The 24,225-nt window shown below is 72.6% G+C and carries 26 protein-coding genes; 6 read left to right on the top strand and 20 right to left on the bottom strand.

Annotated elements, in window-relative coordinates:
* Positions 1-40: 40 nt before the first annotated feature.
* From BUE30_RS15830 to lptF, 10 genes are all read right to left on the bottom strand, one after another.
* Positions 41-934, bottom strand: coding sequence for a DMT family transporter (locus BUE30_RS15830; protein WP_073333570.1), 894 nt, complete (start codon positions 932-934; stop codon positions 41-43).
* The gene (locus BUE30_RS15825; protein WP_139300585.1) at positions 931-1,236 is read right to left on the bottom strand and encodes a putative quinol monooxygenase; all 306 of its coding nucleotides are present in this window, start codon (positions 1,234-1,236) and stop codon (positions 931-933) included. Before BUE30_RS15825 ends, BUE30_RS15830 begins: the two co-directional genes overlap by 4 nt.
* A gap of 98 nt (positions 1,237-1,334) precedes the next feature.
* Positions 1,335-1,994, bottom strand: coding sequence for a YdcF family protein (locus BUE30_RS15820; RefSeq protein WP_073333563.1), 660 nt, complete (start codon positions 1,992-1,994; stop codon positions 1,335-1,337).
* A gap of 39 nt (positions 1,995-2,033) precedes the next feature.
* Complete coding sequence (gene guaA, locus BUE30_RS15815; protein WP_073333560.1) at positions 2,034-3,602, bottom strand: glutamine-hydrolyzing GMP synthase; 1,569 nt, start codon at positions 3,600-3,602, stop codon at positions 2,034-2,036.
* A gap of 37 nt (positions 3,603-3,639) precedes the next feature.
* Positions 3,640-4,479: a 16S rRNA (adenine(1518)-N(6)/adenine(1519)-N(6))-dimethyltransferase RsmA gene (gene rsmA / locus BUE30_RS15810; protein ID WP_073333555.1), complete on the bottom strand. Its 840-nt coding sequence runs from the start codon at positions 4,477-4,479 to the stop codon at positions 3,640-3,642.
* 163 nt (positions 4,480-4,642) lie between these two features.
* Positions 4,643-5,632: a 4-hydroxythreonine-4-phosphate dehydrogenase PdxA gene (gene pdxA / locus BUE30_RS15805; protein WP_073333551.1), complete on the bottom strand. Its 990-nt coding sequence runs from the start codon at positions 5,630-5,632 to the stop codon at positions 4,643-4,645.
* The gene (locus BUE30_RS15800; protein WP_073333547.1) at positions 5,629-6,831 is read right to left on the bottom strand and encodes a peptidylprolyl isomerase; all 1,203 of its coding nucleotides are present in this window, start codon (positions 6,829-6,831) and stop codon (positions 5,629-5,631) included. The genes pdxA and BUE30_RS15800 overlap by 4 nt, the downstream gene beginning before the upstream one ends.
* A 54-nt stretch (positions 6,832-6,885) precedes the next feature.
* Positions 6,886-8,988: an LPS-assembly protein LptD gene (locus BUE30_RS15795; protein WP_073333544.1), complete on the bottom strand. Its 2,103-nt coding sequence runs from the start codon at positions 8,986-8,988 to the stop codon at positions 6,886-6,888.
* Positions 8,985-10,079: an LPS export ABC transporter permease LptG gene (gene lptG, locus BUE30_RS15790; protein ID WP_073333541.1), complete on the bottom strand. Its 1,095-nt coding sequence runs from the start codon at positions 10,077-10,079 to the stop codon at positions 8,985-8,987. Before lptG ends, BUE30_RS15795 begins: the two co-directional genes overlap by 4 nt.
* Positions 10,076-11,221 (bottom strand): LPS export ABC transporter permease LptF, encoded by a 1,146-nt coding sequence (gene lptF / locus BUE30_RS15785; RefSeq protein ID WP_073333536.1) that lies wholly within the window; start codon positions 11,219-11,221, stop codon positions 10,076-10,078. The genes lptG and lptF overlap by 4 nt, the downstream gene beginning before the upstream one ends.
* A 98-nt stretch (positions 11,222-11,319) precedes the next feature.
* On the opposite strand from lptF, the gene BUE30_RS15780 reads away from it, so the two are divergent.
* Complete coding sequence (locus tag BUE30_RS15780; protein WP_073333531.1) at positions 11,320-11,775, top strand: DNA polymerase III subunit chi; 456 nt, start codon at positions 11,320-11,322, stop codon at positions 11,773-11,775.
* The gene (locus BUE30_RS15775; protein WP_073333527.1) at positions 11,751-12,215 is read left to right on the top strand and encodes a GFA family protein; all 465 of its coding nucleotides are present in this window, start codon (positions 11,751-11,753) and stop codon (positions 12,213-12,215) included. Before BUE30_RS15780 ends, BUE30_RS15775 begins: the two co-directional genes overlap by 25 nt.
* Here BUE30_RS15775 and BUE30_RS15770 read toward each other — a convergent pair.
* Genes BUE30_RS15770 through BUE30_RS15755 form a run of 4 tightly spaced genes read right to left on the bottom strand, consistent with a single transcriptional unit; the run spans position 12,212 to position 15,788 of the window.
* Positions 12,212-12,790 (bottom strand): retropepsin-like aspartic protease family protein, encoded by a 579-nt coding sequence (locus tag BUE30_RS15770; protein WP_073333522.1) that lies wholly within the window; start codon positions 12,788-12,790, stop codon positions 12,212-12,214. The genes BUE30_RS15775 and BUE30_RS15770 overlap by 4 nt on opposite strands.
* Before the next feature lie 24 nt (positions 12,791-12,814).
* Complete coding sequence (locus BUE30_RS15765) at positions 12,815-13,432, bottom strand: MarC family protein (RefSeq protein ID WP_073333519.1); 618 nt, start codon at positions 13,430-13,432, stop codon at positions 12,815-12,817.
* Complete coding sequence (locus BUE30_RS15760; protein ID WP_342068331.1) at positions 13,432-13,947, bottom strand: GNAT family N-acetyltransferase; 516 nt, start codon at positions 13,945-13,947, stop codon at positions 13,432-13,434. Before BUE30_RS15760 ends, BUE30_RS15765 begins: the two co-directional genes overlap by 1 nt.
* On the bottom strand, positions 13,944-15,788 hold the full coding sequence (locus BUE30_RS15755; protein ID WP_073333509.1) for an ABC-F family ATP-binding cassette domain-containing protein: 1,845 nt from the start codon (positions 15,786-15,788) through the stop codon (positions 13,944-13,946). Before BUE30_RS15755 ends, BUE30_RS15760 begins: the two co-directional genes overlap by 4 nt.
* Before the next feature lie 113 nt (positions 15,789-15,901).
* Here BUE30_RS15755 and BUE30_RS17635 point away from each other — a divergent pair, with 113 nt between their 5' ends.
* A complete protein-coding gene (locus BUE30_RS17635; RefSeq protein WP_073333504.1) occupies positions 15,902-16,312 on the top strand; it encodes a DUF6636 domain-containing protein in 411 nt (136 codons plus the stop codon).
* Positions 16,313-16,333: 21 nt separating this feature from the next.
* On the opposite strand, the gene eda is transcribed toward BUE30_RS17635, so the two are convergent.
* Together eda and edd are read right to left on the bottom strand one after the other, a co-directional pair.
* On the bottom strand, positions 16,334-16,975 hold the full coding sequence (gene eda, locus BUE30_RS15745) for a bifunctional 4-hydroxy-2-oxoglutarate aldolase/2-dehydro-3-deoxy-phosphogluconate aldolase (RefSeq protein ID WP_073333500.1): 642 nt from the start codon (positions 16,973-16,975) through the stop codon (positions 16,334-16,336).
* Between the two features lie 229 nt (positions 16,976-17,204).
* Positions 17,205-19,007, bottom strand: a complete 1,803-nt coding sequence (gene edd / locus BUE30_RS15740) for a phosphogluconate dehydratase (RefSeq protein WP_073333495.1) — start codon at positions 19,005-19,007, stop codon at positions 17,205-17,207.
* 194 nt (positions 19,008-19,201) lie between these two features.
* Between edd and BUE30_RS15735 the strand changes: the two genes are divergently transcribed.
* Both BUE30_RS15735 and BUE30_RS15730 read left to right on the top strand, forming a co-directional pair.
* On the top strand, positions 19,202-20,404 hold the full coding sequence (locus BUE30_RS15735) for an RSP_2647 family RNA methyltransferase (protein ID WP_073333490.1): 1,203 nt from the start codon (positions 19,202-19,204) through the stop codon (positions 20,402-20,404).
* Complete coding sequence (locus BUE30_RS15730) at positions 20,401-20,958, top strand: RSP_2648 family PIN domain-containing protein (protein ID WP_073333485.1); 558 nt, start codon at positions 20,401-20,403, stop codon at positions 20,956-20,958. Before BUE30_RS15735 ends, BUE30_RS15730 begins: the two co-directional genes overlap by 4 nt.
* Before the next feature lie 7 nt (positions 20,959-20,965).
* On the opposite strand, the gene BUE30_RS15725 is transcribed toward BUE30_RS15730, so the two are convergent.
* Entirely contained in the window at positions 20,966-21,649 is a 684-nt protein-coding gene (locus BUE30_RS15725; RefSeq protein ID WP_073333480.1) for a M48 family metallopeptidase, read from the bottom strand.
* Between the two features lie 164 nt (positions 21,650-21,813).
* Here BUE30_RS15725 and BUE30_RS17880 point away from each other — a divergent pair, with 164 nt between their 5' ends.
* A complete protein-coding gene (locus BUE30_RS17880; protein WP_170865660.1) occupies positions 21,814-21,969 on the top strand; it encodes a hypothetical protein in 156 nt (51 codons plus the stop codon).
* A 108-nt stretch (positions 21,970-22,077) separates the two neighbouring features.
* On the opposite strand, the gene BUE30_RS17875 is transcribed toward BUE30_RS17880, so the two are convergent.
* Genes BUE30_RS17875 through BUE30_RS15715 form a run of 3 tightly spaced genes read right to left on the bottom strand, consistent with a single transcriptional unit; the run spans position 22,078 to position 24,123 of the window.
* Positions 22,078-22,248 carry a hypothetical protein gene (locus tag BUE30_RS17875; RefSeq protein WP_170865656.1) on the bottom strand — a complete coding sequence of 57 codons (171 nt, stop codon included), beginning with the start codon at positions 22,246-22,248 and terminating at the stop codon, positions 22,078-22,080.
* A gap of 52 nt (positions 22,249-22,300) precedes the next feature.
* Positions 22,301-23,665, bottom strand: coding sequence for a DUF2927 domain-containing protein (locus BUE30_RS15720; RefSeq protein WP_244526387.1), 1,365 nt, complete (start codon positions 23,663-23,665; stop codon positions 22,301-22,303).
* On the bottom strand, positions 23,662-24,123 hold the full coding sequence (locus tag BUE30_RS15715; protein WP_073333475.1) for a GNAT family N-acetyltransferase: 462 nt from the start codon (positions 24,121-24,123) through the stop codon (positions 23,662-23,664). The genes BUE30_RS15720 and BUE30_RS15715 overlap by 4 nt, the downstream gene beginning before the upstream one ends.
* Positions 24,124-24,225: the final 102 nt, after the last annotated feature.

Genomic DNA, 24,225 nt, shown 5'->3' with positions numbered 1-24,225 from the left:
TGGTCGCCCCCGGCCCCCGGCCCCCGGCCCCGGCGCCCGGTCAGGCGCGGCGCGGACGGCGCAGGTTGACCCAGTTGCCGAGGACGATAAGCCCCGCGCCGAGGAAGACGAGGGGATCGAGCGCCTCTCCGTAGAGGACCATGCCCACCACCGCGATCAGGGGAAGACGGGCGAAGTCGATGGGCATCACCTTCGCCGCCGGGGCGAGGGACAGCGCTGTCGTCAGGCAGTAATGCGCGACCAGCCCCCCGACCGAGATCACCGCCATCGGCAGCAGGCTCGGCGCCGAGGGCAGGGCGATGTCGCCGTCGACCCCGGCGAAGACCAGCGACATGCCGGCCTGCATCACGGTCAGCCACAGAAGGATCGAGACGGTCGATTCCGTCCGCGTCAGCCGCCGCGTGAAGAGCGCGGTGAAGCCGAAGCCAATGGCCGCCACCGCAGCCGCGACCAGTCCCGGGTCGAAGGCGCCGAAGCCCGGCCGGGCGACGATCAGGATACCGGCGAAGCCGAGTGCCGCGGCGGCGAGGCCCCGGCTGGTGATCCGCTCGCCCAGCACGAGCGGCGCGAAGAGGATCGCCCAGATCGGGCCGGTGAATTCCAGCGCGAAGACCTGCGCCAGCGGGATCAGCGTCAGCGCCAGATACCAGCAGTTCTGACCGAGGAAATGGAAGGTGTTGCGGATCAGGTGCAGGCCCATCCGCGCGGCGCGGATCTCGCCCGTCCGGCCGGCCAGGGCGGCGGCACCGAGCACGATCGGGATCCCGGCGAGCGAGCGGTAGAGCATGATCTCGAACGTATCGAGTTCGAAGCTGACGGCGCGACCCGCGACAGCCATCGAGCTGAAGGACACGATCGCGCCCAGCATCCACAGCGCCGCCTGTCCGGCGCGGGGCGTCTCCGCGGCGGAGGCGTCGAGGGCGGGGGCGCTCATGCCCGGTCGGACGTGTCCGGATCGACCTCGTCGACCTCGTAGCTGCGCCGGATATGGCCGGTCTGCCGGCCCCAGTCGCTCCCCCGCACGCGCTCCTGGTGGCGGTCGAAGGCGGCCTTGTCGGCGAACAGCTCCTCCACCTCCCAGATCGTGGTGCCGGGCAGTTCGGTGACGTCGAACTGCAGGCAGCCTTCCTCCTCGCGGGTGAGGCGGACATGCTCGGGCAGGAGGGACCGCACGAGGTCGGCCTCGGCCGCGTCCTCGCAGATCAGGCGCCCGATCAGGCGGATATGCTTGTCCATCGGCAGGGCTCCCATCGGGTCGGGGGGACCTTCGCGCCGGCGGCCGGGTTTGGCAAGGGCCCGCCATCGGCGCGCGAGGGCCCCGGCCGTCGACGCCCTCAGTCGAGGAAGGTCTCGGGCAGGCGTCCGTCCTGCCCCGAAAGCCGCGCCGCCGCCCAGACCGTTCCCCGGCCGGCATTCCAGATGACGGCGGGCACCTCGCGCAGGATCCGCCCCGCGACGAAGCCGGGATCGCTGCGGGCGACGATGGCGGCGCGGCAGATCGCGTCCGGCCGGTCCCCGGCCAGGACGAAGCTCATCCAGCCCCGCCAGAGGTGATAGCCCTCGGTCACAAGAACGAAGCTCTCTCCCGGGGCCAGCAGCGGCAGCGAGAGCGCGGCGTTCTCGAGCGTGGAATCGCTGAGGCCCTCGACCGCCAGCCGCTCCGCCGGCACGCCGCGCGCGGCGGCCGCGTCGGCCATGGCCTGCGCGGTCGAGGGGGGCGTGCGGTCGGCGACCCCCCCTGACAGGATGAGCCGGCCCACCGCGCCCGCGTCGTAGAGCGCGAGCGCCGCGTCGAGGCGCGACGCGCTGCCTTGGGTCAGCACCCCGTCGGCGGTGCGCCCCTCGCCCAGCACGATGGCCGCGCCCCGGGGCGGGGCGGTGGCGGCGAGGTCGGCGCAGCGCGGCGACAGCAGCATCGATCCGGCGGTCAGCAGGATCGCGGCCACCACGAGAAGCGTCGCGGCAAGACCGAGGGTCCGGAGCGCCCGGACCACGTTACTTCGCCGCGCGGGGGCGGAGTCCCGTCCGGAGCGTCATTCCCATTCGATCGTCCCCGGCGGCTTGCTGGTGATGTCGTAGGTCACGCGGTTGATGCCGCGCACCTCGTTGATGATCCGCGTCGCTGTCTCGGACAGGAAGTCGTGGCTGAACGGGTAGTAATCGGCCGTCATCCCGTCGACGGAGGTGACCGCCCGCAGCGCGCAGGCATAGTCGTAGGTCCGCCCGTCGCCCATCACGCCCACCGTCCGGACCGGCAGGATCGCGACGAAGGCCTGCCAGATCTCGTCGTAGAGGCCGTGCCGCCGGATCTGGTCGATATAGACCGCGTCGGCCTTGCGCAGGATGTCGAGCTTGGCCTTCGTGATCTCGCCGGGGCAGCGGATGGCGAGGCCGGGGCCGGGGAAGGGGTGGCGGCCGATGAAATGCGCCGGCAGGCCGAGCTCGCGGCCGAGCTCGCGCACCTCGTCCTTGAAGAGCTCGCGGAGCGGCTCGACCAGTGTCAGCCCCATCTTCTCGGGCAGTCCGCCGACATTGTGGTGGCTCTTGATCGTGACGCTCGGCCCGCCGGAGAAGCTGACGCTCTCGATCACGTCGGGATAGAGCGTCCCCTGCGCCAGGAAGCGCGCGCCCTCGATCCCGTCGGCGTATTTCTGGAACACGTCGATGAAGAGACGGCCGATGATCTTGCGCTTGGTCTCGGGGTCGCTGACGCCCTCGAGCTCGCCCAGGAACAGGTCCTGCTCCTGCGCATGGATCACGTGCAGGTTCATGTGGTCGCGGAACATGCCCACGACCTCCTCGGCCTCTTTCAGGCGCAGCAGGCCGTGATCGACGAAGACGCAGGTCAGCTGGTCGCCCACCGCCTCGTGGATCAGCGCCGCGGCGACGCTGGAATCGACGCCCCCCGACAGCGCGCAGATCACCTTCGCATCGCCCACCTGCTCGCGGATGGCGCGGACCGCCTCCTCGCGATAGGCGCTCATCGTCCAGTCGCCGTCGAATCCGGCGGCGCGGACGAAATTCTCGTAGAGCCGCGCGCCCCGCGGGGTGTGATGCACCTCGGGATGGAACTGGACCGCGTAGAAGCGCCGGTCCGGGTCGGCGGTCACGGCGAAGGGCGCGCCGGGCGAGGTTCCGAAGACGCGGAAGCCCGGCGCCAGCTCGGCCACGTGGTCGCCGTGGGACATCCAGACCTGCTCGCGCCCGGTGGTGAACCAGCCCTCCAGCAGGTCGAGGCTCTCCTCCGCCGGGGTCACGAAGGCGCGCCCGAACTCGGCGGTGCCGTCGCCCGACAGGACCTTGCCGCCGAGGCATTCCATCATCGCCTGCTGGCCGTAGCAGATGCCGAGGACCGGCACGCCCATCTCGAAGACCCGCATCGGCGGCCGGGGCGAGCCCTCGCGCGTGACGCTGTCGGGCCCGCCCGACAGGATGATGGCCTTCGGCGCCATCTCGTCCAGCAGCGCGTCGGTGACGTTCTGATAGGGGTGGATCTCGGCCAGCACGTTCAGCTCGCGCAGGCGGCGCGCGATCAGCTGCGTCACCTGGCTGCCGAAATCGATGATCAGCAGGCGGTCGTGGGAGGGGGCGGGCAGGGTCATGGCCGCCGATTAGAGCCGGGCGCGCCCGGAGGCAAGCTCAGCCTTCCGCCAGCGACCGGGAGAGGGCGCAGAACCGTTCGAGATCCACCCGCTCCGCCCGCTCGGTGGGCGGAATGCCGGCCGCCTCCAGATGCGCCTCGATGTCCGGCGACAGGCCGCGCAGGGCGGCCCGCAGCATCTTGCGCCGCTGGTTGAAGGCGGCCGCGACCACCCGCTCCAGCACTTCCGGATCGGCGGGGTAGCGCGGCTCGGGCAGGGCCGTCAGATGCACGACCGCGGAATGGACCTTGGGCGGCGGGGTGAAGGCCTCCGGCGGCAGGGTCAGCACGATCCGCGCCTCGCACCGCCACTGCGCCAGCAGCGCGAGGCGGCCATAGGCCTTCGACCCCGGCGCGGCCACGATCCGCTCGGCCACCTCCTTCTGGAACATCAGGGTCAGGCTCTGCCAGAAGGGCGGCCAGGCGGGGGGCGTCAGCCACCGCACCAGCAGCTCGGTGCCCACGTTGTAGGGCAGGTTCGCCGCCACCCGGATCGGCGGCGTCAGATGCGCGAGCGGGTCGATCTCCAGCGCGTCGCCGAGGATCACCTCGAGACGCCCGGGCGCGGCCGCCGCGATCTCGGCCAGGGCGGGCAGGCAGCGCGGATCCTTCTCGATCGCCAGCACCCGCCGGGCCCCCTCCTCCAGCAGGCCGCGCGTCAGCCCGCCGGGCCCGGGGCCGACTTCCAGCACGTCCGATCCCGCCAGATCCCCCGCCGCCCGCGCGATCCGCGCCGTCAGGGTCAGGTCGAGCAGGAAGTTCTGCCCGAGCGCCTTCCGCGCCCGCAGGTCGTGCCGCGCGATCACCGCGCGCAGCGGCGGCAGGTCGTCCAGGCTCACGCCGCCCGCCCCGCGCGGAGGGTCGCGCTCTTATCTTGCCCGAAATACTCTCCAGGGGGGGAATTGGCCGCAGGCCAAGGGGGGGACGGAACGTCCCCCCGCACCGATGCCCCCCGCACCGATCCCTCCAGCGCCGGGGCCGCCTGTGCCGGACCCGCCCGCATCAGGCCGCCGCCCTCGCGCGCGCCATGTCCGCCGCCATCCGGATCGCCGCGATGGTCGAGGTCGGATCGGCCGTGCCGGTGCCCGCGATGGCGAAGGCGGTGCCGTGATCGGGCGAGGTCCGCACAAAGGGTAGGCCGAGCGTGACGTTGACCCCGCCGGCGAAGTCGATCGTCTTGATCGGGATCAGCGCCTGGTCGTGATACATGCAGATCGCGGCGTCGTAGCCGGTCCGGGCGGCCGGGTGGAACATCGTGTCGGCCGAGGCCGGGCCGGCGAGGTCCATCCCCTCGGCCCGCAGGCGGTCCAGCAGCGGCGCGATCACCTCCACCTCCTCGCGCCCGATCCGGCCATCCTCCCCGGCATGTGGGTTGAGGCCGGCTACCGCGATCCGGGGCGCCGGCAGGCCGAAATCCCGCATGAGGGCGTCCCGCGTCACGCGGATCACCGCCTCGAGCCGCGCGGCGGTCAGCAGGGCCGGCACCCGGGCGAGGGGGACGTGGATCGTGGCGGGCACCACCCGCAGGGCGGGACAGGCCAGCATCATCACCGTCGAGTCCTCGGGCACGCCGGAGAGGCGGGCGAGGAACTCGGTATGGCCGGGATGCGGGAATCCCGCCCCCGCCATCAGCGCCGCCTTGTGGATCGGCAGCGTGGTCAGGGCGCGCGCGGCGCCCTGCTGCACCATCCGCGCGCCGGTCTCGATCGCGGCGACGACATGCGGCGCGTGGGCGGCCTGCGGCGTGCCGGGGATGCGGGGGGCGCCGAACGCCATCGGCCAGACGGGCAGCGCTTCGGGCGCGACCGTCGCCGCGGCGGCGGGATCGTCGACCGCGCGCCAGGGCAGGCCGTCCGGCAGATGCGCCGGATCGCCGATCCAGAGGAGGGGGATCTCGCCGCGCAGCGCGGCCCAGGCGCTGCCCGCGATCTCGGGGCCGATCCCCGCGGGCTCGCCGCAGGACAGGACGACCGGGCCGGGCGGGGCGGTCACGGCCGGTCGATGCGGGCCGAGGCCATGAGGTCGGCGAGAAGCCCGTCGGCATAGGAGGTCAGCTGCTCGTTCCGCAGCCGGTCGCGGATCGCCGCGCGGTCCACCTCGGCATTGGCCGCCAGCGTGCGCGAACACAGCATGACCAGCAGCCGCGTCGCGCCGCCGTCGCGGGTCAGGCCCAGCGACACCTCGCCCGCGTCGAGCTTCGCCAGCTCCAGCGCGACGTCCTGCGGGATCGCGCCGGGCGCGGCCTCCTCGCGGGTCAGCTGCTCGGCCGGAAGGCCCCGCGCGACGCCGTAGAGATCGTCGCAGGTATCGACCATCGCGGCGACCCGCGCCCCGTCCTCGAGGCTCGGCAGGGCGAGCACGGCGTAGTCGAGCCGGGCGACGGCTTCGGCCGGGCGGCCGGTCTCGCGGATGTCGCGCAGCTGAAACAGCGCGATCCCGTTGGGGATGGTGATCGGCTGCGAGACCTGCCCGGGATCGAGCGAGAGGAAGAGCGGCTGGAGCGCGTCGGGGAACTGGGTCAGCGGCAGCCAGTCGAGCCGTCCGCCCTCGTCGCGCGAGGGCAGGGCCGAATATTCGCGCGCCGCCGCCTCGAACTGGGCGGCGCTGGTCATCGCGGTGATCCGGGCGGCGATCGCCTCGGCCTCGGCCAGGCGCTCGGGCGGAGCGGGGATGATGATCTCGCTGACGAGGATCTCGATCCCGGCCGTCGTGTCGCCCCGTGTGGCGAGGACCCGGTCGATATCGGCCTCGGTGATGTCGACGCGCGAGGCATAGCGCGAGCGGATGTAGTCGCGCCAGGTGATCCCGGCGATCACGTAGTCGCGGAAGGTCTCGAAGGCGACGCCGTCCCCGGCGAGCCGGGCGGTGAACTCGTCGACCGTCAGCTGGGCGCGCCCGGCGAATTCGGCGAGCGCGGCCTGCAGCCCCTCGTCCGAGAGGCCGAGGCCGACGCGGGCGTATTCGGCCTGCTTCACCCGCTCCTCGATCAGCTGTTGCAGCGCCGTCTCGCGGTCGCTGCCGGGCTGCCCGAAGGCCTGCAGAAGCGCGGCCCGCTGGTCGACCTCGTACCAGGTCACGGCCCGCTCGTTCACCGTGGCGGCGGCCGAGAAGGGGCTCTGTCCCGACGCGGGCAGGGCGGCGGCCCCGGCCAGCAGCAGCGCGGCGCCGATCAGACGGACGATGTTACGCATGATACGTTCCCCCACGGGGCCGGTCCGGCCCCTCCTTGCCCGTTCGCGGTCCCGTCATCCGTCGCACCGGCCCGGGGGCACCGCCAGGCCGTCGCCGGCGGAGAAGCCGCGCAGGTTCACGGCGAGGCCGAGATCGGTTACGGGATCCGTCTCGCCGCTGGTGTAGCTGCGGGACAGCGAAACGTCCACCTCGACGCATTCGCTCTGCCAGCCGAGTCCGATGCCCGTCTCGACCGGCTCGTCCCGCGCCAGGTCGTAGCGGGCGTCGAGCGAGAGCGACCAGACGGGCGAGACCTGCCAGCGCGCGTCGACCGCCCATTCCGCGATCCGGTCGAGCCGTCCCTCGGGTGGTTCCTGCGGCAGGAAGAGATAGGTCGCGCCGAGGGCGAGACTGGAGGTCTGCCAGTCGATCCGCGCCTCGGTCTTGTCGAACTGGCCCTCGTTGTCGACGATGGCGCGGGCCCGCGCGGTCAGGCCGGCGGGCAGGTCCGCCCGCGCGGCGAGCAGCCAGTCCGAGGCCAGCCCGTCGAGGCCAGAGGACAGGGTGAAGGGTTCCGCCTCCTCGCGCAGGATCCGGCCGAAGGTGAGCGCCAGCGCGCTGCCGCTGGGCGCGGTGCGGGTCCAGGTCAGGCCGAAGGACAGCCGCGCCCCGTCCTCGCGCGCGTCCTGCCCGGGATAGCGGGTCAGCGCGTCGATGTTGGTCTCGTCGAACTCGACGATGGCGCTGTCCTCGTTCGGCACGTCGGCGCCGAGCGTGCGCGACCAGGCCGCCGCGACGAAGGGCTCCAGCGTCTGTGCCGCGCCGCCCGCCTCGCGCCGGATCAGCGGCCAGCGCAGCGTGACCAGTGCGCCGGGCGTGGCGCGCAGCGGCAGGTCCTCGAAGGCCGGATCGTCCGAGATCGCGTAGGCGCCGAGATCGACCGACCCGGCCCCCGACAGGACGAGGCCGGGGCCGAGCACCGTCTCGCCCCGCAGGTCGGCGAAGGCGCCGAGCCGCGCCACGTCGCGGCCCGTGGGACCGGCCGCATCCTCGGTGCGGCGGAAGCTCTCGGCCCGCGCCCCGTAGGTCAGGACCAGCGGCCCGGTCGGGCGCCGCCGCTCGTAGACGGCGCGCGCGACGAGCGGGGGCAGCGCGCCCTGCACCTCGCCGCGGCGGAGCGTGCGGTAGTAGGTGGCATCGGTCGAGAGCAGCGAATCCTCGCGCACCCGGGTGTAGCGCAGCCCGGTGGAGAGGCGGTCCAGATCCGAGTAGCCGTATTCGTCGAGATAGGTCCGGTCGGTGACGCTCTGCAGCTGGAAGAGGATGCTCTGTCCGTCCTCCAGCGCCCACCTCCCGTCGGCGAAGACGTAGCCGCGCGGCCCGCCCGGCCGGACGCTGTCGCGGCTCGCCGCGCCCTCGACGGTCAGCGCCCCGCTGCGCCAGGTCTGGCGATAGCGCCCCTCGACGGTGGTCGTCTCGGTGGCGAGGAAGGGGGTCAGCGTCAGATCCCGGCGCGGCCCCAGCGCCACGAAATAGGGCAGGCGGACGCCGAAGCCGAGCAGGTCGTTCGTCGTGACGCTCGGCACCAGGAGGCCGGTCGCGCGGGTGACGGTCGGGTCCGGAAGGCGCATCGCCGGCACCCAGAGGACAGGCAGGCCGCGGATCCGGAACTGCGCGTTCTCGAAGTAGAGCTGGCGGTCGACCTCGTCGTGGATCACCCGGTCCGCGCGGATCTCCCAGAGCGGGGCGCGGCCGGCGCAGACCTGGCAGGCGGTGGCGGCGGCGCCGGTCAGCGCGGTGTAGCGCCCGTCGATCCGGTCGATCCGGGCCGCGGCGAGCTGGAGCTGGCGCTCGAGCACCAGCCGGGCGGAGCGCAAGATCCCGCTCTCGATCCGGGGATCGAGGCTGGCCGCCTCGGCCGTCAGGATCGTGCCGTCCGGCTGCTCGATCAGGATCGGCCCCTCGATCGCCAGCCGGTCGCCGTCGCGGCTGTAGGTGACGCTGTCCGCCGTGAGGCGGGTGCCGTCGTAGAACACCTCGACCCCGCCCGAGGCGACGAGGCGGCCGCCCTCGTCCACGCTCACCCGGTCGGCGACGAGGCTCGCCGTGCCCTGCGCGGCGGCGCGCCCGGGGCCGAGCCAGGCGAGGCAGATCAGGAGGAGGGCGAGGCGGATCATCCGTCCTCCAGGTGCAGGATCAGGCCGAGCGTCAGCAGCGCGGCGGCGAGCGGCGGCGCCCAGGCCGCGAGGGCAGGCGGGATGTCCCCGTTCTCGCCCAGGATCTGCGCGAAGCTGCGCAGGAAGTACACACCGAAACTGACCAGGAGGGCCAGCAGGACCATCAGCCCGGTCCGGCCCGAGCGGTGGTGGCGCATCGTGAAGGCGGCGCCGATCAGCACCATCGCGGCGAGGAAGACCGGCAGTGCGAGCTGCATCTGCAGCCAGACCTCGTGCCGCCGCGCGGTGAAGCCGGCCTCGTTCAGCCGCGCGATGAAGGCGGGCAGTTCCCAGACCGGGATCTCGGACGGATCGCCGAAGCTGTCGCGGATCTCGGCCGGGGTGAGGGGCGAGGGCAGGGTGAAAAGCGCGACCTCGCGCGCGGCCGCCTCCGGCACCGCGCCGTCCTGCAGCGGCCAGACCTTGGCGTCGTAGAGCGTCCATTCCCCGGCACCCAGGATCGCCCGGCGGGCGGCGATCCGGCGCAGCGGCGTGCCCTCGCCGTCGAAGGTCAGGAAGGTGGTGTCCCACAGCGCCGTGCCATCCACGTTGGTCCGCGCCGCGTTGATGATTGTCGGCCCCGGCATGCCGCCCTGCCGCAGCCAGATCCCGTCCGCGCCGAGGCCCAGCGCCTCGCCCCGGCCCTGCAGGGCGTCGACCCGCCTCTCGTATTCCCGGCTGGTAGCGGCGACGATCGGGTCCATCGCGGCCACCGCCGCCGCCCCGATCAGCAGCATCACCAGCGCGGGGGCGGCGAGGACCGCCAGCGCCGGCCGCCCCGCCGCGCGCGTCACCACCAGCTCGGACGAGCGGGCGAGCGACAGGAACAGCACGAGCGTCGCGATGATCGTGACGAGCGGCAGGATCCGGAACAGCTCGCGCGGGATGCTGAGGGCCGAGAGGCGCAGCAGCCCCGCCAGGCCCACCCCCTCGCCGCCGAAGCGGCGGGCCTGCTCGATCAGGTCGACGAAGAGCAGGATCGCGAGGAAGACCGCGAATACGCCGAGGAAGGTCGCGGCGAAGCGCCTCGCATAGTAGCGGTGCAGGATCATGCGGTCGCCCCCGACCGGGCGTCCGCGCGCCTGCCGATGGGCGGGGCGCGCCGGGTGCGCCCCGCCACCGCCAGCAGTGCCGCCGACAGCCCCGCGCCCAGCGCCGTCGGCAGGTAGAGGAGCGGCCAGAGCGCGGGATCGCCGCGCACGGCCGAGGTGGTGCCGCTCTCGACGAGCTTCACCAGGATCACCAGCCCGACGGCCAGCCCGATCTGTCGCCAGACGCCGAGCCGGCTGAAGCCCCCCACCATCAGCGCGGAGAAGCCGATCATCGCCCCGACCGCGCCCAACGCCGCGTCGGCGAAGCGTTCGTGCCCCTCGACCACCAGCGCGCCCGCGTTCTCGCCCGTCTCTTGCTGCAGGGCGGGCGTGGCGGCCAGCAGCTCGGCCGTGCCGACCTCGCGCGCGCGGCGGGCGGTGTCGCCGCCCGCGGGCATCAGGGCGCCGATATCGTAGGCGAACTCGTCGAATTCCGTGACCGAGAGCGTGTCCTCCGCCCGGCGCCAGACCTGCACCTGCCCGTTCACCATGACGAGCTGCGGCCCGGCCTCGGTCCGCACGAGGAAGGCGCGCGAGGCGAGGAAGGTCACCGTCTCGTCCGGGTCGGTGCTGTCCGAAAGGAACAGGTCCTGCACCTCGCCCGTGGCCGAGATCTCGCGGATGTAGAGGGTGATCCCGTCCGCGGGATCGAGGAACGCGCCGGGCCGCAGGATCCGGGCGGTCGCGGTGCGGGCGATCTCGTCCTGCCGGTCGGCGAGCCGCGCGGCGGCCGTGGGGATCAGCAGATGGGTCAGCACCGAGAGCAGCGCCGCGACGATCAGGCCGAAGACCAGGACCGGGCGCGCCAGCCGCCAGGGCGACAGGCCGACCGCCTGTGCCACGACCAGTTCGCTGTCGGCGGTCAGCCGGTTGGTGACGTAGATCGCCGCCACCACGGCCGAGATTGGCGCCGCGATGGCGACGAGCGGGGGCAGGGCGAGGAGGGTGAGCTCGAGGAACACGCCGAACCCCTCGCCATCGGCGATGATCTGGTCGAACAGGCCGATGGCGCGGTTGATCCAGTAGACGAGGATCAGCACGAGCGCGGAGAGGCCGAACAGCCTCAGGAGCCGCGCCAGCATGTAGCGATCCAGTCTCGACATCGGCTCCCCGTCCTCGCGTCCCTCCGGCTTAGCGTGCCGGGGGCCGCGCCGGAAGGCGGGACTGGTCAACTCGGCGGGGGCGCGCTACCCGGGGTCGCATGGGGGCTGCCTATTTCTATCACCTGACCGAGGCGACCGCCGAGGAGGCGCTCGCCATGCTGCTGCCCCGCGCCGCGCAGGCCGGGTGGCGGGTCGAGGTGCGGGGCACCGATCCCGCCCGGATGGACGCGCTCGACGCCGCGCTCTGGGACGGGCCGGCCGACAGCTTCAACGCGCATGGCCGCGCCGGCGGGCCGCACGATGCGCTCCAGCCGGTCCTGCTGACGGCGGGCGAGGCGGCGGAGGGTATCGCCTGCCTCATGGCGCTGGACGGGGCCGGGGTGACCGCGGGAGAGGCCGCGGCGCTGCAGCGGGTCTGCATCCTGTTCGACGGCCACGATCCGGCCGCGGTTCAGGCGGCCCGGGTCCAGTGGCGAACCCTCACCGGCGCGGGGATCGCGGCGCAGTACTGGGCGCAGGAGGACGGTCGATGGACGAAGAAGGCGGAAGGCTGAGCCTGCCGGACGGGCCGCTTTCCGGCGGGTGTCAGTGCGGCGCGGTCCGGTTCCGCGCGGACCGTCTGGGAGAGGCGGCGCATCTGTGCCATTGCCGCCAGTGCCAGAAGGCGGCGGGCAATCTCTTCGCCGCGCTGATCGGGGTGGACCCGGCGGCGCTGACCTGGACCCGGGGGAAGCCCGCGACCTTCCACAGCTCGGTCGAGGTGGCGCGCGGCTTCTGCGCCGCCTGCGGCACGCCCCTCTTCTGGCGGTCGGCGGACGGGATCGGCCTCATGCTCGGCGCCTTCGACCGTGCGGGCGAGATCCCGGTGGGCTGGCAGTCGGACGGATACGGACGTCACCCCGCGCTCGGACCGCTTGCCCATCTGCGGGATACCTTCACCGAGGATCGCGGTCCGAACCCGTCGGACCGCCAGCATCCCGACCGCGACACCTAGCGCGTCAGCACCAGCCGGTTGTCCGCGATCTCGATCCGGGCGAAGCGGGCGAGATAGCTCATCCCGAGGAGGGAGTAGTCGAAGGCCCCCTCGTTCACCACCGCGCGCACGCCGGTATCGCTGACCGGGCCGAGTCGGACGCTGTCCAGCTGCACCGGGGCGGTGCGCACCACGCCGTTGGCCGTCTGCGCCTGACCCCAGTAGGTCAGCCCGGCGAGGTCGACGCCCGCCCGCTCGGCGTCGGCGGCGGACAGCACGATGTCGCTGGCGCCCGTATCGACGATGAACTTGACCGGCGTGCCGTTTACCTCGGCGGTCAGGTGGTAATGACCGTCGGGGCCGAGCGGCACCTCGATCCGGCCGTCGTCGAGATAGGCCTGGGTCGGCGCCACGTCCTGCCGGATGTCGGTCCACAGCCCGTAGGCCGCGATCACCCCGACGAAGATCAGCGCCCAGAGCATCAGCTGCCGCAGGCTCCGGCCCAGGTTCTGCCGGTGCGAGGCGAAGAAGTAGCCCGCGATCACGGCCCCGAGCAGGCCGAGATAGGCGAGATTGGCGATCTGGTCCCCTGTCATGCCCGTCAGATAGGGGCGCCGGCCTCAGCCGCCAATGCTGGCGAGGACACCGTCGATCACGAACTGGACGGAGAGCGCGGCCAGCAGCATCCCGAGCAGGCGGCTGACCACGTTGACCCCGGTCTCGCCCAGCATCCGTTCGATCAGCGGCGCGGCGAGGAACAGGGCCAGGGTGATGAGCACGACGGCGAACATCACCGCGTGGACGACGAGGATGCCCTCCCAACTGGGGCCGGTCTGCCCGGTGAGCAGGATCATCGAGGCGATGGCGCCCGGCCCGGCGATCAGCGGCATGGCGATGGGAAAGACGGACGGGTCGTCCGAGGGATGCGCCGACTGGTCCTGCCGCCGCGCCGCGCGCCGCTCGAACAGCATGTCGAGCGCGGTCAGGAACAGCAGGATGCCCCCCGCGATGCGGAAGGCTGGCAGCGAGATGCCGATGAAGCCCAGAACGCGGTCGCCGAACAGGCCGAACACCGTCAGGATGACGGCGCCGACGATCGCCGCCCGGATCGCGACGGCACGGCGATGGGCCCGGTCCATTCCGGCGGTCAGCGCGACGAAGACCGGCATCAGCCCGATCGGGTCCATGATGACGAAGAGCGTCACGAAAGCGGTGATCGTGAAGGAGATGTCGGGCATCAGCGCAGCGCCCGGTGCATGACGTGCAGGTCCACGAGGCCCTCCCGCGGGTGGCGGAAACCGCCGGGCACGCTGCCCAGGATGGTGAAGCCGAGGTCGAGATACAGCCGCACCGCCCCGCGATTGGACGCCGCGACCGCGTTGAAGACGAGCGACTCGAAGCCCTGCGCGGCGAGCCGCTCGAGCGAATCGAGGACCAGCGCCCGGCCGACGCCCCGGCCGCGGGCGGCCTCGCCCACCATGTAGCTGGCATTGGCGACATGGGCGCCCGGCCCGCCGCGGTTGGGGCCCATATGCGCGGTGCCGAGGATCGTGCCGCCGGCTTCCGCCACAGTGACGGCGGTGGAGGGCGGCCCGCACCAGAAGTCGCGGGCCGCGTCCTCGTCCAGATGCGGATCGACCGTGTAGGTCTCGCCGGCGCGCAGGACGGGGCGCACGATCTCCCACATGGCAGGCCAGTCCGCGTCCCGCATGGGGCGGACGGCGAGACCGGATCCCGGGGGGCGGGGGGTCACGCGGCCTCCGCCTTCTCGAGCTTCTCCATAGCCGCCATCCACATCGCCTCGGCCCGGCCCAGACCCTCCATCAGCTCGGCGTATTTCTTGTTCCAGACCTCCAGCTCGCCGACCTTGTCGTCCTCGTAGAGGGCAGGATCGGAGAGTTTCTTGGCCAGCTTGTCGCGCATCTGCTCGATCGTCTTCACCCGCTCCTCGCATTTGCGCGCCTCCGAGCGGAGGGCGAGGATCTGGTCACGGCTGGGCCGTTCGACCTTCGGCTTCGGCTTGCCCTCGCCCTTCGGCTTCTCGGGGGTCAGCAGCATCCGGCGGTAGGATTCGAGATCCTCGTCATAGGGCGTGACCCGCCCGTCCTTCACTAGCCAGAGCCGGTCGGCGACCATGCTGAGCAGGTGCATGTCGTGGCTGACGAGGACGACCGCGCCCGAATAGGCGGTCAGCGCCTCGACCAGCGCCTCGCGGCTCTCGATGTCGAGGTGGTTGGTCGGCTCGTCGAGGATCAGCATGTGGGGCGCATGCAGCGTCGCCAGCAGGAGCGAGAGCCTTGCCTTCTGCCCGCCCGACAGGCGGCCGACCACGGTCTCGGCCTGCGCGGCCATCAGGCCGAAGCCCGCGAGCCGGGCCCGCAGCTTGGCCTGCCCCTCCTCGGGCCGTTCGCGCAGCAGGTGCTGGAGCGGCGTCTCCTCCACCCGCAGCTCGTCCACCTGGTGCTGCGCGAAGTAGCCGACCCGCAACTTGTTCGACGCGACGACCTGCCCGCCCCGCGTCTCCAGCTTGCCGGCCAGCAGCTTGGAGAAGGTGGACTTCCCCTCGCCGTTGCGCCCCAGGAGGGCGATCCGGTCGTCCTGGTCGATCCGCAGGCTCAGCTTCGACAGGACCGTCCGCTCGCCGTAGCCGACGGCGGCCCCTTCCATCGCCACGATGGGGGGCGAGAGCTCCTCGGGTTCGGGGAAGGTGAAGACGGTGCGCGCCGCGTCCTCGGGCACGCGGATCGTCTCCATCTTCTCCAGCATCTTCACGCGCGACTGCGCCTGCTTGGCCTTCGAGGCCTTGGCCTTGAAGCGGTCGACGAAGCTTTGCAGATGGGCGCGCTGGGCGTCCTGCTTCTTGGCCTGGGCGATCAGGTTGGCGCGCCGCTCGGCCCGCTGCCGCGCGAACTGGTCGTAGGGGCCGGACCAGTAGGTCAGGCCCTTGTTCTCGAGATGCAGGATGCCGGTCACGGCGCGGTTGAGCAGGCCCCGGTCGTGGCTGACGATCAGCACCGTATGGGGGTATTTCGCGATGTAGCTTTCGAGCCAGAGGGCGCCCTCGAGGTCGAGATAGTTGGTCGGCTCGTCGAGCAGCAGCAGGTCCGGCTGGGCGAAGAGGACCGCCGCCAGCGCCACGCGCATCCGCCAGCCGCCCGAGAAGGCCGAGCAGGGCATCCGCTGCTCGGCATCGGTGAAGCCGAGGCCCTTGAGGATGGACGAGGCGCGCGCCTCGGCCGACCAGGCGTCGATGTCGGTCAGCCGGGTCTGGATCTCGGCGATGCGGGCGGGGTCCTCGGTCTCCTCCGCCATCAGGGCGGCGCGCTCGGTATCGGCTTCCAGCACCGTGTCGAGAAGCGTGGTGTCCGACCCCGGCACTTCCTGCGCGACGCCGCCGATCCGGGCGCCGGAGGGCAGCTCGATCTCGCCGGTATCGAGCGTCAGCTCGCCCCGGATCAGGCGGAACAGCGTCGTCTTGCCCGTCCCGTTGCGCCCCACGAGGCCGACCTTGTGGCCGGTGGGGATCACGGCGGAGGTGTGTTCGAGGAGGGGACGCCCCTCCACGGAATAGGAGATGTCGGTGAGCTTCAGCATGGCCGCGCCCTAGCAGAGCCGGGCGCGGCGGGAAAGCGGGCTCAGCGGGGCTCGCTGGACTTGCAGCATCTCCCGCTCTCGGCCTAGCCTCTTGGTTTCAGTGAGGTCGTGAAATGAGACTTACCGGTGCAGCCATCGTCGTCGCTTGCAGCTTGACCACAGCAGCCACGGCTCAGGACTATCTTTCCTTCCAGTCGCCATCGGGCAACATTCACTGCATGATCGGTGCTGCAAACGGGGGCAGCGCTACCTGCGATATCTTCCGGTTCACGCCCTCTTTTCCTTCCCGGCCTGCATGGTGCGACGGCGATTGGGGAGGCAGCTTCAGCGTATCGGCCGGCAGCGCCGGGTCCCCGGGTTGCTACACCGATAGCCGCTACAACCCTACGGCACAGATCCTCGCGTATGGTCAGAGCATCAGCGTCGGTGCCGTCACGTGTACATCGCGCGAGAGCGGGATGACCTGCGTCAATCGCGGCGGGCACGGATTCACCCTGCGCCGCGCGCAGCAATCGGTCTTCTGACGGGAAGCGCCGGACCGGCTCCTACCGCGGCAAGGCCGCCGCCTCGGCCGCGAGGCGTTCCACCTCCGCCCAGTCGCCGCCCGAGACCGCGCCGCCCGGCGCGACCCACGAGCCGCCGACGCAGAGCACGTTGGGCAGGGCCAGGTAGTCCCGCGCGCGGGCCAGGTCGATGCCGCCCGTGGGGCAGAAGCGGATCTGCGGCAAGGGCGAGGCCCAGGCCTTCAGCACCGGCACGCCGCCGTTCGCCTCGGCGGGGAAGAACTTCTGCACGGTGTAGCCCCGCTCCAGCAGGCGCATCGCCTCGGACGGGGTGGCGGCGCCAGGCAGCAGCGGAAGGTCGTTCGCCTCGCAGGCGTCGAGGACGCGGTCCGTCGCGCCGGGCGAGACGCCGAAGGTCGCGCCAGCCGCCTTGGCCTTCTCCACGTCCTCGGCCGTCAGCAGTGTGCCGGCGCCGACCACGCCGCCCTCGACCGACGCCATCTCGCGGATGACGTCGAGCGCGGCGGGCGTGCGCAGCGTCACTTCGAGGGCGGGCAGCCCCCCCGCGACCAGGGCGCGGGCGAGGTCGGCGGCGCCGGCGGCGTCCTTCACCACAAGGACCGGGATCACCGGGGCGAGGCGGCAGAGCTTCTCGTTGAGCTCGGAAGCGTGGTCGGGGGTCATGGGCGGGGTCCTTTGTTCAGCGTGACTGGCCGATCGGCGCGGGACGGGCGGCTGGCGGCCCGAGGGATGGGGGCGAAGGTGCCGCGATGCACCGAAGGCGCGCCCGGGCGGCGCGACGGGGGCGGCGCGGCGGCGGCGCGGCAGCCCGCCGGGCGGCGAGACGGCCGGGCCGGTGAACCGGAACGGGCCGGGCCGCGGTTCGGACCCGGTGCAGCACCGGGACGCAGGCTCACACGACCACGCCCGCGCCCTGATCGGCGCGACTCACCGTGCGGCGGAACACCTCGAAGAGCTCGCGCCCCACGCCGGTGCCGTTCCCCGTCAGGTCGGGGGTCGCCGCCTCGCGGGACGCCAGGTCGGCGGTGGTCTCCAGCGTGCCGTTCGCCGCGTCGAGCCGCACCATGTCGCCGTCCCGCAGGAAGGCGAGCGGGCCGCCATCGGCCGCCTCGGGGCAGACATGGATCGCGGCGGGCACCTTGCCGCTCGCGCCGGACATGCGACCGTCGGTCACCAGCGCGACCTTGTGGCCCCGGTCCTGGAGGACGGCGAGGGTCGGCGTGAGCGAGTGCAGTTCCGGCATCCCGTTCGATTTCGGGCCCTGGAAGCGGACGACGACGACGCAATCGCCGGTGAACTCCCCATTGCGGAAGGCGGCCTTCACGCTTTCCTGATCCTCGAACACGCGGGCCGGCGCCTCGATCACGTGGCGCGAGGGATCAACGGCCGAGACCTTGATGACCCCGCGCCCGAGATTGCCGGTCAGGTTCACGAGACCCCCGGTCTTCTGGAACGGGTCGGCGGCGGGACGCAGGATCTTGTCGTTACGGGTCTGTCCGTCACCGGGTTCGTAGGCGACGCGGCCGTCCTTCAGCTTCGGCTCCTGCGTGTAGAGCGCCAGACCGTCGCCGGCGATGGTGGAGGTGTCGTCGTGCAGCAACCCTTCGGACAGCAGCTCGCCGATCATGTAGGACAGACCGCCCGCGGCGTGGAAATGGTTCACGTCGGCCAGACCGTTCGGATAGACCTTGGCCATCAGCGGCACCACGGCCGAGATGTCCGCGAAATCCTGCGTGTCCAGGATCACGCCCGCCGCCCGCGCCATCGCCGGCAGATGCAGGACGAGGTTCGTCGACCCGCCCGTCGCCATCAGGCCGACGATCCCGTTCACGAAGGCCTTCTCGTCGAGGATCTCGCTGACCGGGCGGTAATCGTTGCCCTGCGAGGTGATCGCGGCCGCCCGCTCGACCCCCGCCACGGTCAGCGCGTCGCGCAGCGGCGTGTTGGGATTGACGAAGGACGCGCCCGGCAGGTGCAGGCCCATGAATTCCATCAGCATCTGGTTGGTGTTCGCGGTACCGTAGAAGGTGCAGGTGCCCGGCCCGTGATACGAGGCCATCTCCGCGGCCATCAGCTCGTCCCGGCCGATCTCGCCGGCGGCGAATTTCTGGCGGACCTTGCTCTTCTCGTCGTTCGGCAGGCCGGAGGTCATGGGACCGGCGGGCAGGAAGACGGACGGGATGTAGCCGAAGGTGGCGGCGGCGATCACGAGGCCCGGAACGATCTTGTCGCAGACCCCGAGATAGAGCGCGGCGTCGAAGGTGTTGTGGCTGAGGCCGACCCCGGCGGCGAGCGCAATCACGTCGCGGCTGAACAGCGACAGCTCCATCCCCGTCTGGCCCTGCGTGACGCCGTCGCACATCGCCGGCACGCCCCCCGCGACCTGCGCGGTGGCGCCGATCCGGCGGGCCGCGTCGCGGATCAGGTCGGGAAACCGCTCGAATGGCTGATGGGCCGAGAGCATGTCGTTGTAGGCGGTGACGATCCCGATGTTCGGGGCGACGCCCTCGGCGAGCCGCTCCTTGTCGTCGCCCATCGCGGCATAGGCATGGGCCTGGTTGCCGCAGGACAGGTGCGCGCGTTTCACCCCCGCGTCGCGGGCCCGGGCCATGGTCTCCAGGTAGCCGGCGCGCCGGCCTTGCGAGCGCTCGACGATGCGCGCGGTGACGGCCTCGATACGGGGATTCAGGCTCATGTCCGGGCCTTTCAGAAGGGTGTCGGGGTTCGACGCCTCCCTAGCAAGGATGCCGCGATGCGGCAAGCGTTAGCGCTAACTTCCCACCGGGCAGCGGCGCGGCGCCGAGGACCCGGGCCGGGTGGCAGGGCAGGGCGGTCCCTCCCGCGGCCGCCTCCCTTCCCCTGATCCCCCGGCCGGTCTATGGGGGCGGCATGAGCCTGCCCCAGACCCCCTATCCGACCGTCCGACTGATGCCCAAGGCCGAGGCGCGCGCGATCCGCCACGGCTTTCCCTGGGTCTATGCCAACGAGCTGGTCCTCGACCGGCGGACCAAGGCGCTGCCCGCGGGCGCGCTTGCCGTGCTCGAGGATGCCGAGCGGCGGCCGATGGCGCTGGTCACGGTCAATTCCGGCTCGAAGATCGCCGGACGGGTGATGGATGCCGATCCGGGCGCCGAGATCGATGCCGGCTGGCTGGAGGCACGGCTGGGGACGGCGCTCGCTCATCGCGAGCGGCTGTTCGACGCCCCGTTCTACCGCCTTGTCCATGCCGAGGCGGACGGGCTGCCGGGGCTGGTGATCGACCGCTTCGGCGACGTGGCGGTGATGCAGCCCAACGCGGCCTGGGCGGACGCCGCGGCGGAGGAGATCGCCGAGGCGCTGGTCCGCGTCACGGGCGCCGCGACCGTGATCCTGAACGGCACCGGCCGCGCCCGCGGGCTGGAGGGGCTGGAGGAGCGGACCGAGGTGATCCGGGGCGCCGCGCCGGAGGCGCCGATCCCGGTCCCGATGAACGGCGCGACCTACATGGCCGACGTGATGGGCGGGCAGAAGACGGGCCTCTTCTTCGACCAGCGGCCGAACCATGCCTTCGTCGCCGGTCTGGCGCGGGGGGCGCGGGTGCTCGACATCTTCGCCCATGTGGGGGGCTTCGGCCTCGCCGCGCTGGCGGCGGGAGCGGAGAGCTGCCTCGCCGTCGACAGCTCGGCCCCCGCGCTCGACCTCGCGGGGCAGGGGGCGGCGGCGTCGGGCGTCGCGGACCGCTTCGCCACCCGGCAGGGCGACGCCTTCGACACGCTCGCCGCGCTGGGCGCCGAGGGCGCGCGCTTCGACGTCGTGATCTGCGATCCGCCCGCCTTCGCCCCGTCGAAACAGGCGCTCGAGGCGGGCCTGCGCGCCTACGAGCGGATCGCCCGCATGGCGGCGCCCCTGGTCGAGCGGGGGGGCTACCTGACGCTCTGCTCCTGTTCGCATGCGGCCGACCTGTCGCGGTTCCGCGCCGCCAGCGCCCGCGGCATCGGCAAGGCCGGCCGGCGGGGGCAGATCGTCCAGACCGGCTTCGCCGGGCCCGACCATCCCGTCCTGCCGCATCTGGCCGAGAGCGGCTATCTCAAGTCCGTGACGTTCCGGCTGTGAACGGGCGGGGCGGTCCCCGCGTCCTGATCGACGCCAACGTCCTCTACCCGACCGTGATGCGCGAGGTGGTCCTCGGCGTCGCGTCGGAAGGGCTCTTCGTCCCCCGCTGGACCGCGCGCATCGCCGAGGAATGGGCCCGTGCCGCCGCGCGTCTGGGCCCGGAGGCCGAGCGCATCGCCCGCACCGATGCCGCGCGTGCCGCGGAGGCTTTCCCGCAGGCGCTGATAACGAGCTACGAGCATCGCGAGCGGGGCCTGCGCCTGCCCGACCCGGCGGATGTGCACGTCCTCGCCGCGGCGATCCACGGATCCTGCGACATCATCCTGACGAGCAATGCCAGGGACTTTCCGCGCGGCCTGCTGGCCGAATGGGGGCTGGAGCGGCAGGATCCCGACCAGTTGATGCGGGCGCTATACGACCGGGCGCCGGATCCGGTCGAGGCGGTGGTCGCCCGCACGCTCGCGACCGCCCGGGCCCTGTCGGGGACGGACTGGACCGCGCGGGCGCTGCTGAAGAAGGCCCGCCTGCCGAAACTTGCGAAGGCGGTGGGCTAGGTCGCCCTCAGGTCAGCCACTTTTGCTCGTTCGCCTCGATCGCGGCGATCCGTTCCTCGGTCCTGGGATGGCTTAGCAACCAGGCGGGGGCAGATCCCTTGCCGCTGCCGGTCAGCGCCTCCAGCTTGCGGAAGAGCGTCTTCTGAGGTTCCGGCCCGATCCCGGCCTTGATCAGCAGGGCGGTGGCGTAGGCGTCGGCCTCGTATTCGTCGCCCCGGCTCATCCGCGCGGCGACCAGGCTGACGAGCCCGCTCGCGATCATCGCCCCGAGCCCGGGCAGCACCCGGTTCAGCAGCAGCGCCAGCGCGGTGCGGACCGCGTTCTGCCCCGAGAAGTCGATCATCCGCCGCCGCGTATGCCCCAGCGCGACATGGCCCAGCTCGTGCGCGATGACGCTGGCCATCTCCTCGGCGCTGACCGCGCCCGAGCGGAACTTGTCGTAGAACCCCCGGGTCAGGAAGATCCGCCCGTCCGGTGCGGCAAGGCCGTTCACCGGCGCGATCTCGTAGAGATGCACGCGGATCCGCGGCAGGTCGAGCGCGCGGGCGAGCTTCTCCAGCACCGGGCGCAGACGGGGATCGGCCAGCTCCGCCGAATTGCGGTCGAGCTCGGATTTCGTCCGCGCCACCGAGAAGCGGTAGACGAGATAGCCGTAGGCGATCGGCAGCAGGAAGGGCAGGAATTTCAGCATGCGCGCTCGATATGGGCGCGCCCCTCCTCTCGGACAATTGTTGCCGAGCGGTCACGAGAAGTCAGGGTCGCCGCGGCGCGGCATGGAACGTTTCGCCGCGCCCGAGCGTCCTTACACCACGAGAGCAGTCGATCAAAAACAGCCCGAACCAGAGCGGCGAGCCGATGTTTTTCCAGGACGAGACCGACGACGATCCGACCCTGCACGTGCGCGATTGCCTGCGCCGCGTCTACGAGGACACGGCCCCTGCGGCCGAGGACGAGCGCTTTCGGTCGCTGATCGCCCGCCTGCGCGAGGCGGAGCGGCAGGCGCGGCACTGACGCGGCCCTTCCGGCCACCGGTAAGGCGGCCGTCGGGGCGCCCCTGCGCGTCGCGTATCGTAGCCCGTTGTTCATCTTGGAACAAGAAAACGCATTCCTGATGACGGCTTAGCCGATCCCGCGCGAGATCAGGATCAGAAGAACGAGCCCGGCTAGGCCGAAGATCATCGCGTGCACCGCGCCCCATTGCGCCATGTCGGCCCCGGTTCCGCCCCTCTGGCGGGCCCGGACGGCGCCGACCAGCGCGCCGAGAAACAGTCCGGCGAGGGGAATGATCATGGCCAGTCTCCGGGCTTCGGGGAAGGGATGTCGCGCCCGGCCGGGTCTTTGCCTAGGGCGCGAGGCGGGCGATCTCGGACAGCCGGTCCTGGACGGCCCGATCCGCGCCGAACCCGTAGCGCCCCCATGCCAGCGAGTCCAGACGGGCGGCCCGCGCCTCCTCCGGGCGGCCGAGCGCCGACAGCGCCCCGGCCTGCACCATCAGGAGCGAGGCGGCCAGCGCCGCGTCCTCGTGCCGCAGGGCGATGGCGGTCGCGGGTCCGGCCCGGCCGAGCGCGCCCGCCGGATCGCCGGTGCGCAGCGCCTCGCCGGCGAGATAGAGCGCGGCATGGGCGCCGTGCAGCGCCGTCTCGGGCCGGCGGGCGAACTCCTCGGCGGCGGCGGCAAAGGACCGGCCGGCCCGCGCGGGATCGGAGCCCAGCGTCAGCCGGCCGAGCACGTAATGCGAGAAGCCCCGTTCGGGCCCCGCCGCCCCGGCGGAGAGGGAAACGGCCCGCAGCGCCGCGGCCCGCCGTCCCGCGACCCCGTTCCCCGACGAGAGCGCGGCGCCGATCGCCTCGCGCCAGGCGGCGGGGGCGTCGCGCGCCGGGCCCGAGGGGCGGGGCAGGCCGCCCGGATCGAGCCGCGCCAGGATGCCGGGCAACCGCGCCGCCACGTCGCCCCGGCCCATGCCGGACCGCAGTTCCGGCGCGTAGATCGCCCGCAGCGCCAGCATGTCGAACCCGGTGAGCGCGCCGTGGATGTTGTCGTCGTTGAACACGCTGTCGGGAAGCCGGTGCAGGTCGTTGAGCGGTCCCAGCGCCTGGGCCAGTTCCTCGTGCAGGCAGTCGCGCACCTCTTGCGGGGCGGTGTCGCGGGGCAGGAAGATCGCGACCCGGTCGCGCGTGGTCAGCGCCGTCCAGTCGGTCGCCGGGCTGCCGCGCCGGGCGAGGTACTCGCCCCAGCTCGACACGCCCGGCACGGTGAAGCAGGCGGCGCCCGGCACCGCGCGGCCGAGCTCGGCCCGCGGCACGCCGACGATCACGATCCGCGCCTCGACGCCGCCCCCCGCGGCGATCGGCAGGCCCGCCTCGGTCCGCAGCCGGCGCACCAGCGCCGCGAGCTCGCCCGGAAGGGTCGGGGGCAGCGGGCCCGCGGCCCCCACCGTGATCGGCCCCTCGAACCGGGTGAGGCGCGGCACCGGTCGGCCGCTCTCGAGCGCGAAGACGAGGTCGAGGATGTCCTGCGCCATCTCGGCATGGCTCCGCGTCGGCCCCGGCATCGCCGCGCCCGCGGGCCGGCGCATCGGCGGCCAGTCCCCGCTCTCGGCCCGGGTGACGGCGGGCGGGGCCGGGTCAGGGGCGGGGCCGGGGGCGGGGGCGGGCGCCCCGCAGCCCGCCAGGGCGAGCGCCGCGGCCGCGAGCGCGGGCCGGATCACGACGGCCGCTCGTACTTGACGAAGTCGGTGGCCCGCCCGACGCGGTCGTAGAGCGCGCGGGCCGGCGCGTTCCCGGCCTGCGTCAGCCAGTAGACCGAGGGCGCGCCGCGGCGGTCGGCCTCGGCATAGACCGCCTCGATCAGGGCCCGCCCCACCCCGCGGCCCCGGACACCGACATCGGCATAGAGATCCTGGAGGTAGCAGACCGGCTCGGCCCGCCAGCCATGCGCGTGGAACAGGAAGTGGACCAGCCCGACCGGCCGGCCCCCCGACAGCGCGAGGCGGCACCGGAAGTCGTGCGGATCCTCGGCGAGCAGCCGGTCGAAATAGGCGGTGACGTGATCCTCGGGCCGGGTCGTGCCGTAGAAGGCGAGGTAGGCCCGCCAGAGCGCCCCCCATTCGGACCGGTCACCGCGCTCGAGGGGCCTGATCCGGACCCGGTCGCTCTCGCCGCTCATGCCCGCCTCCGCCTGCCGAGGGTGCGCCCGCCGCCACGACCGGCACGGGGCGCCCTCCGCAGTCGTAGGCGCCCGGCGGGGCGAAGACCATCGGCCCCGCTC

The organism is Wenxinia saemankumensis, from assembly GCF_900141735.1.
Lineage (GTDB): Bacteria > Pseudomonadota > Alphaproteobacteria > Rhodobacterales > Rhodobacteraceae > Wenxinia > Wenxinia saemankumensis.
Note: the sequence above shows the minus strand (reverse complement) of the source record. Positions and strands in the feature narration are given on the sequence as shown.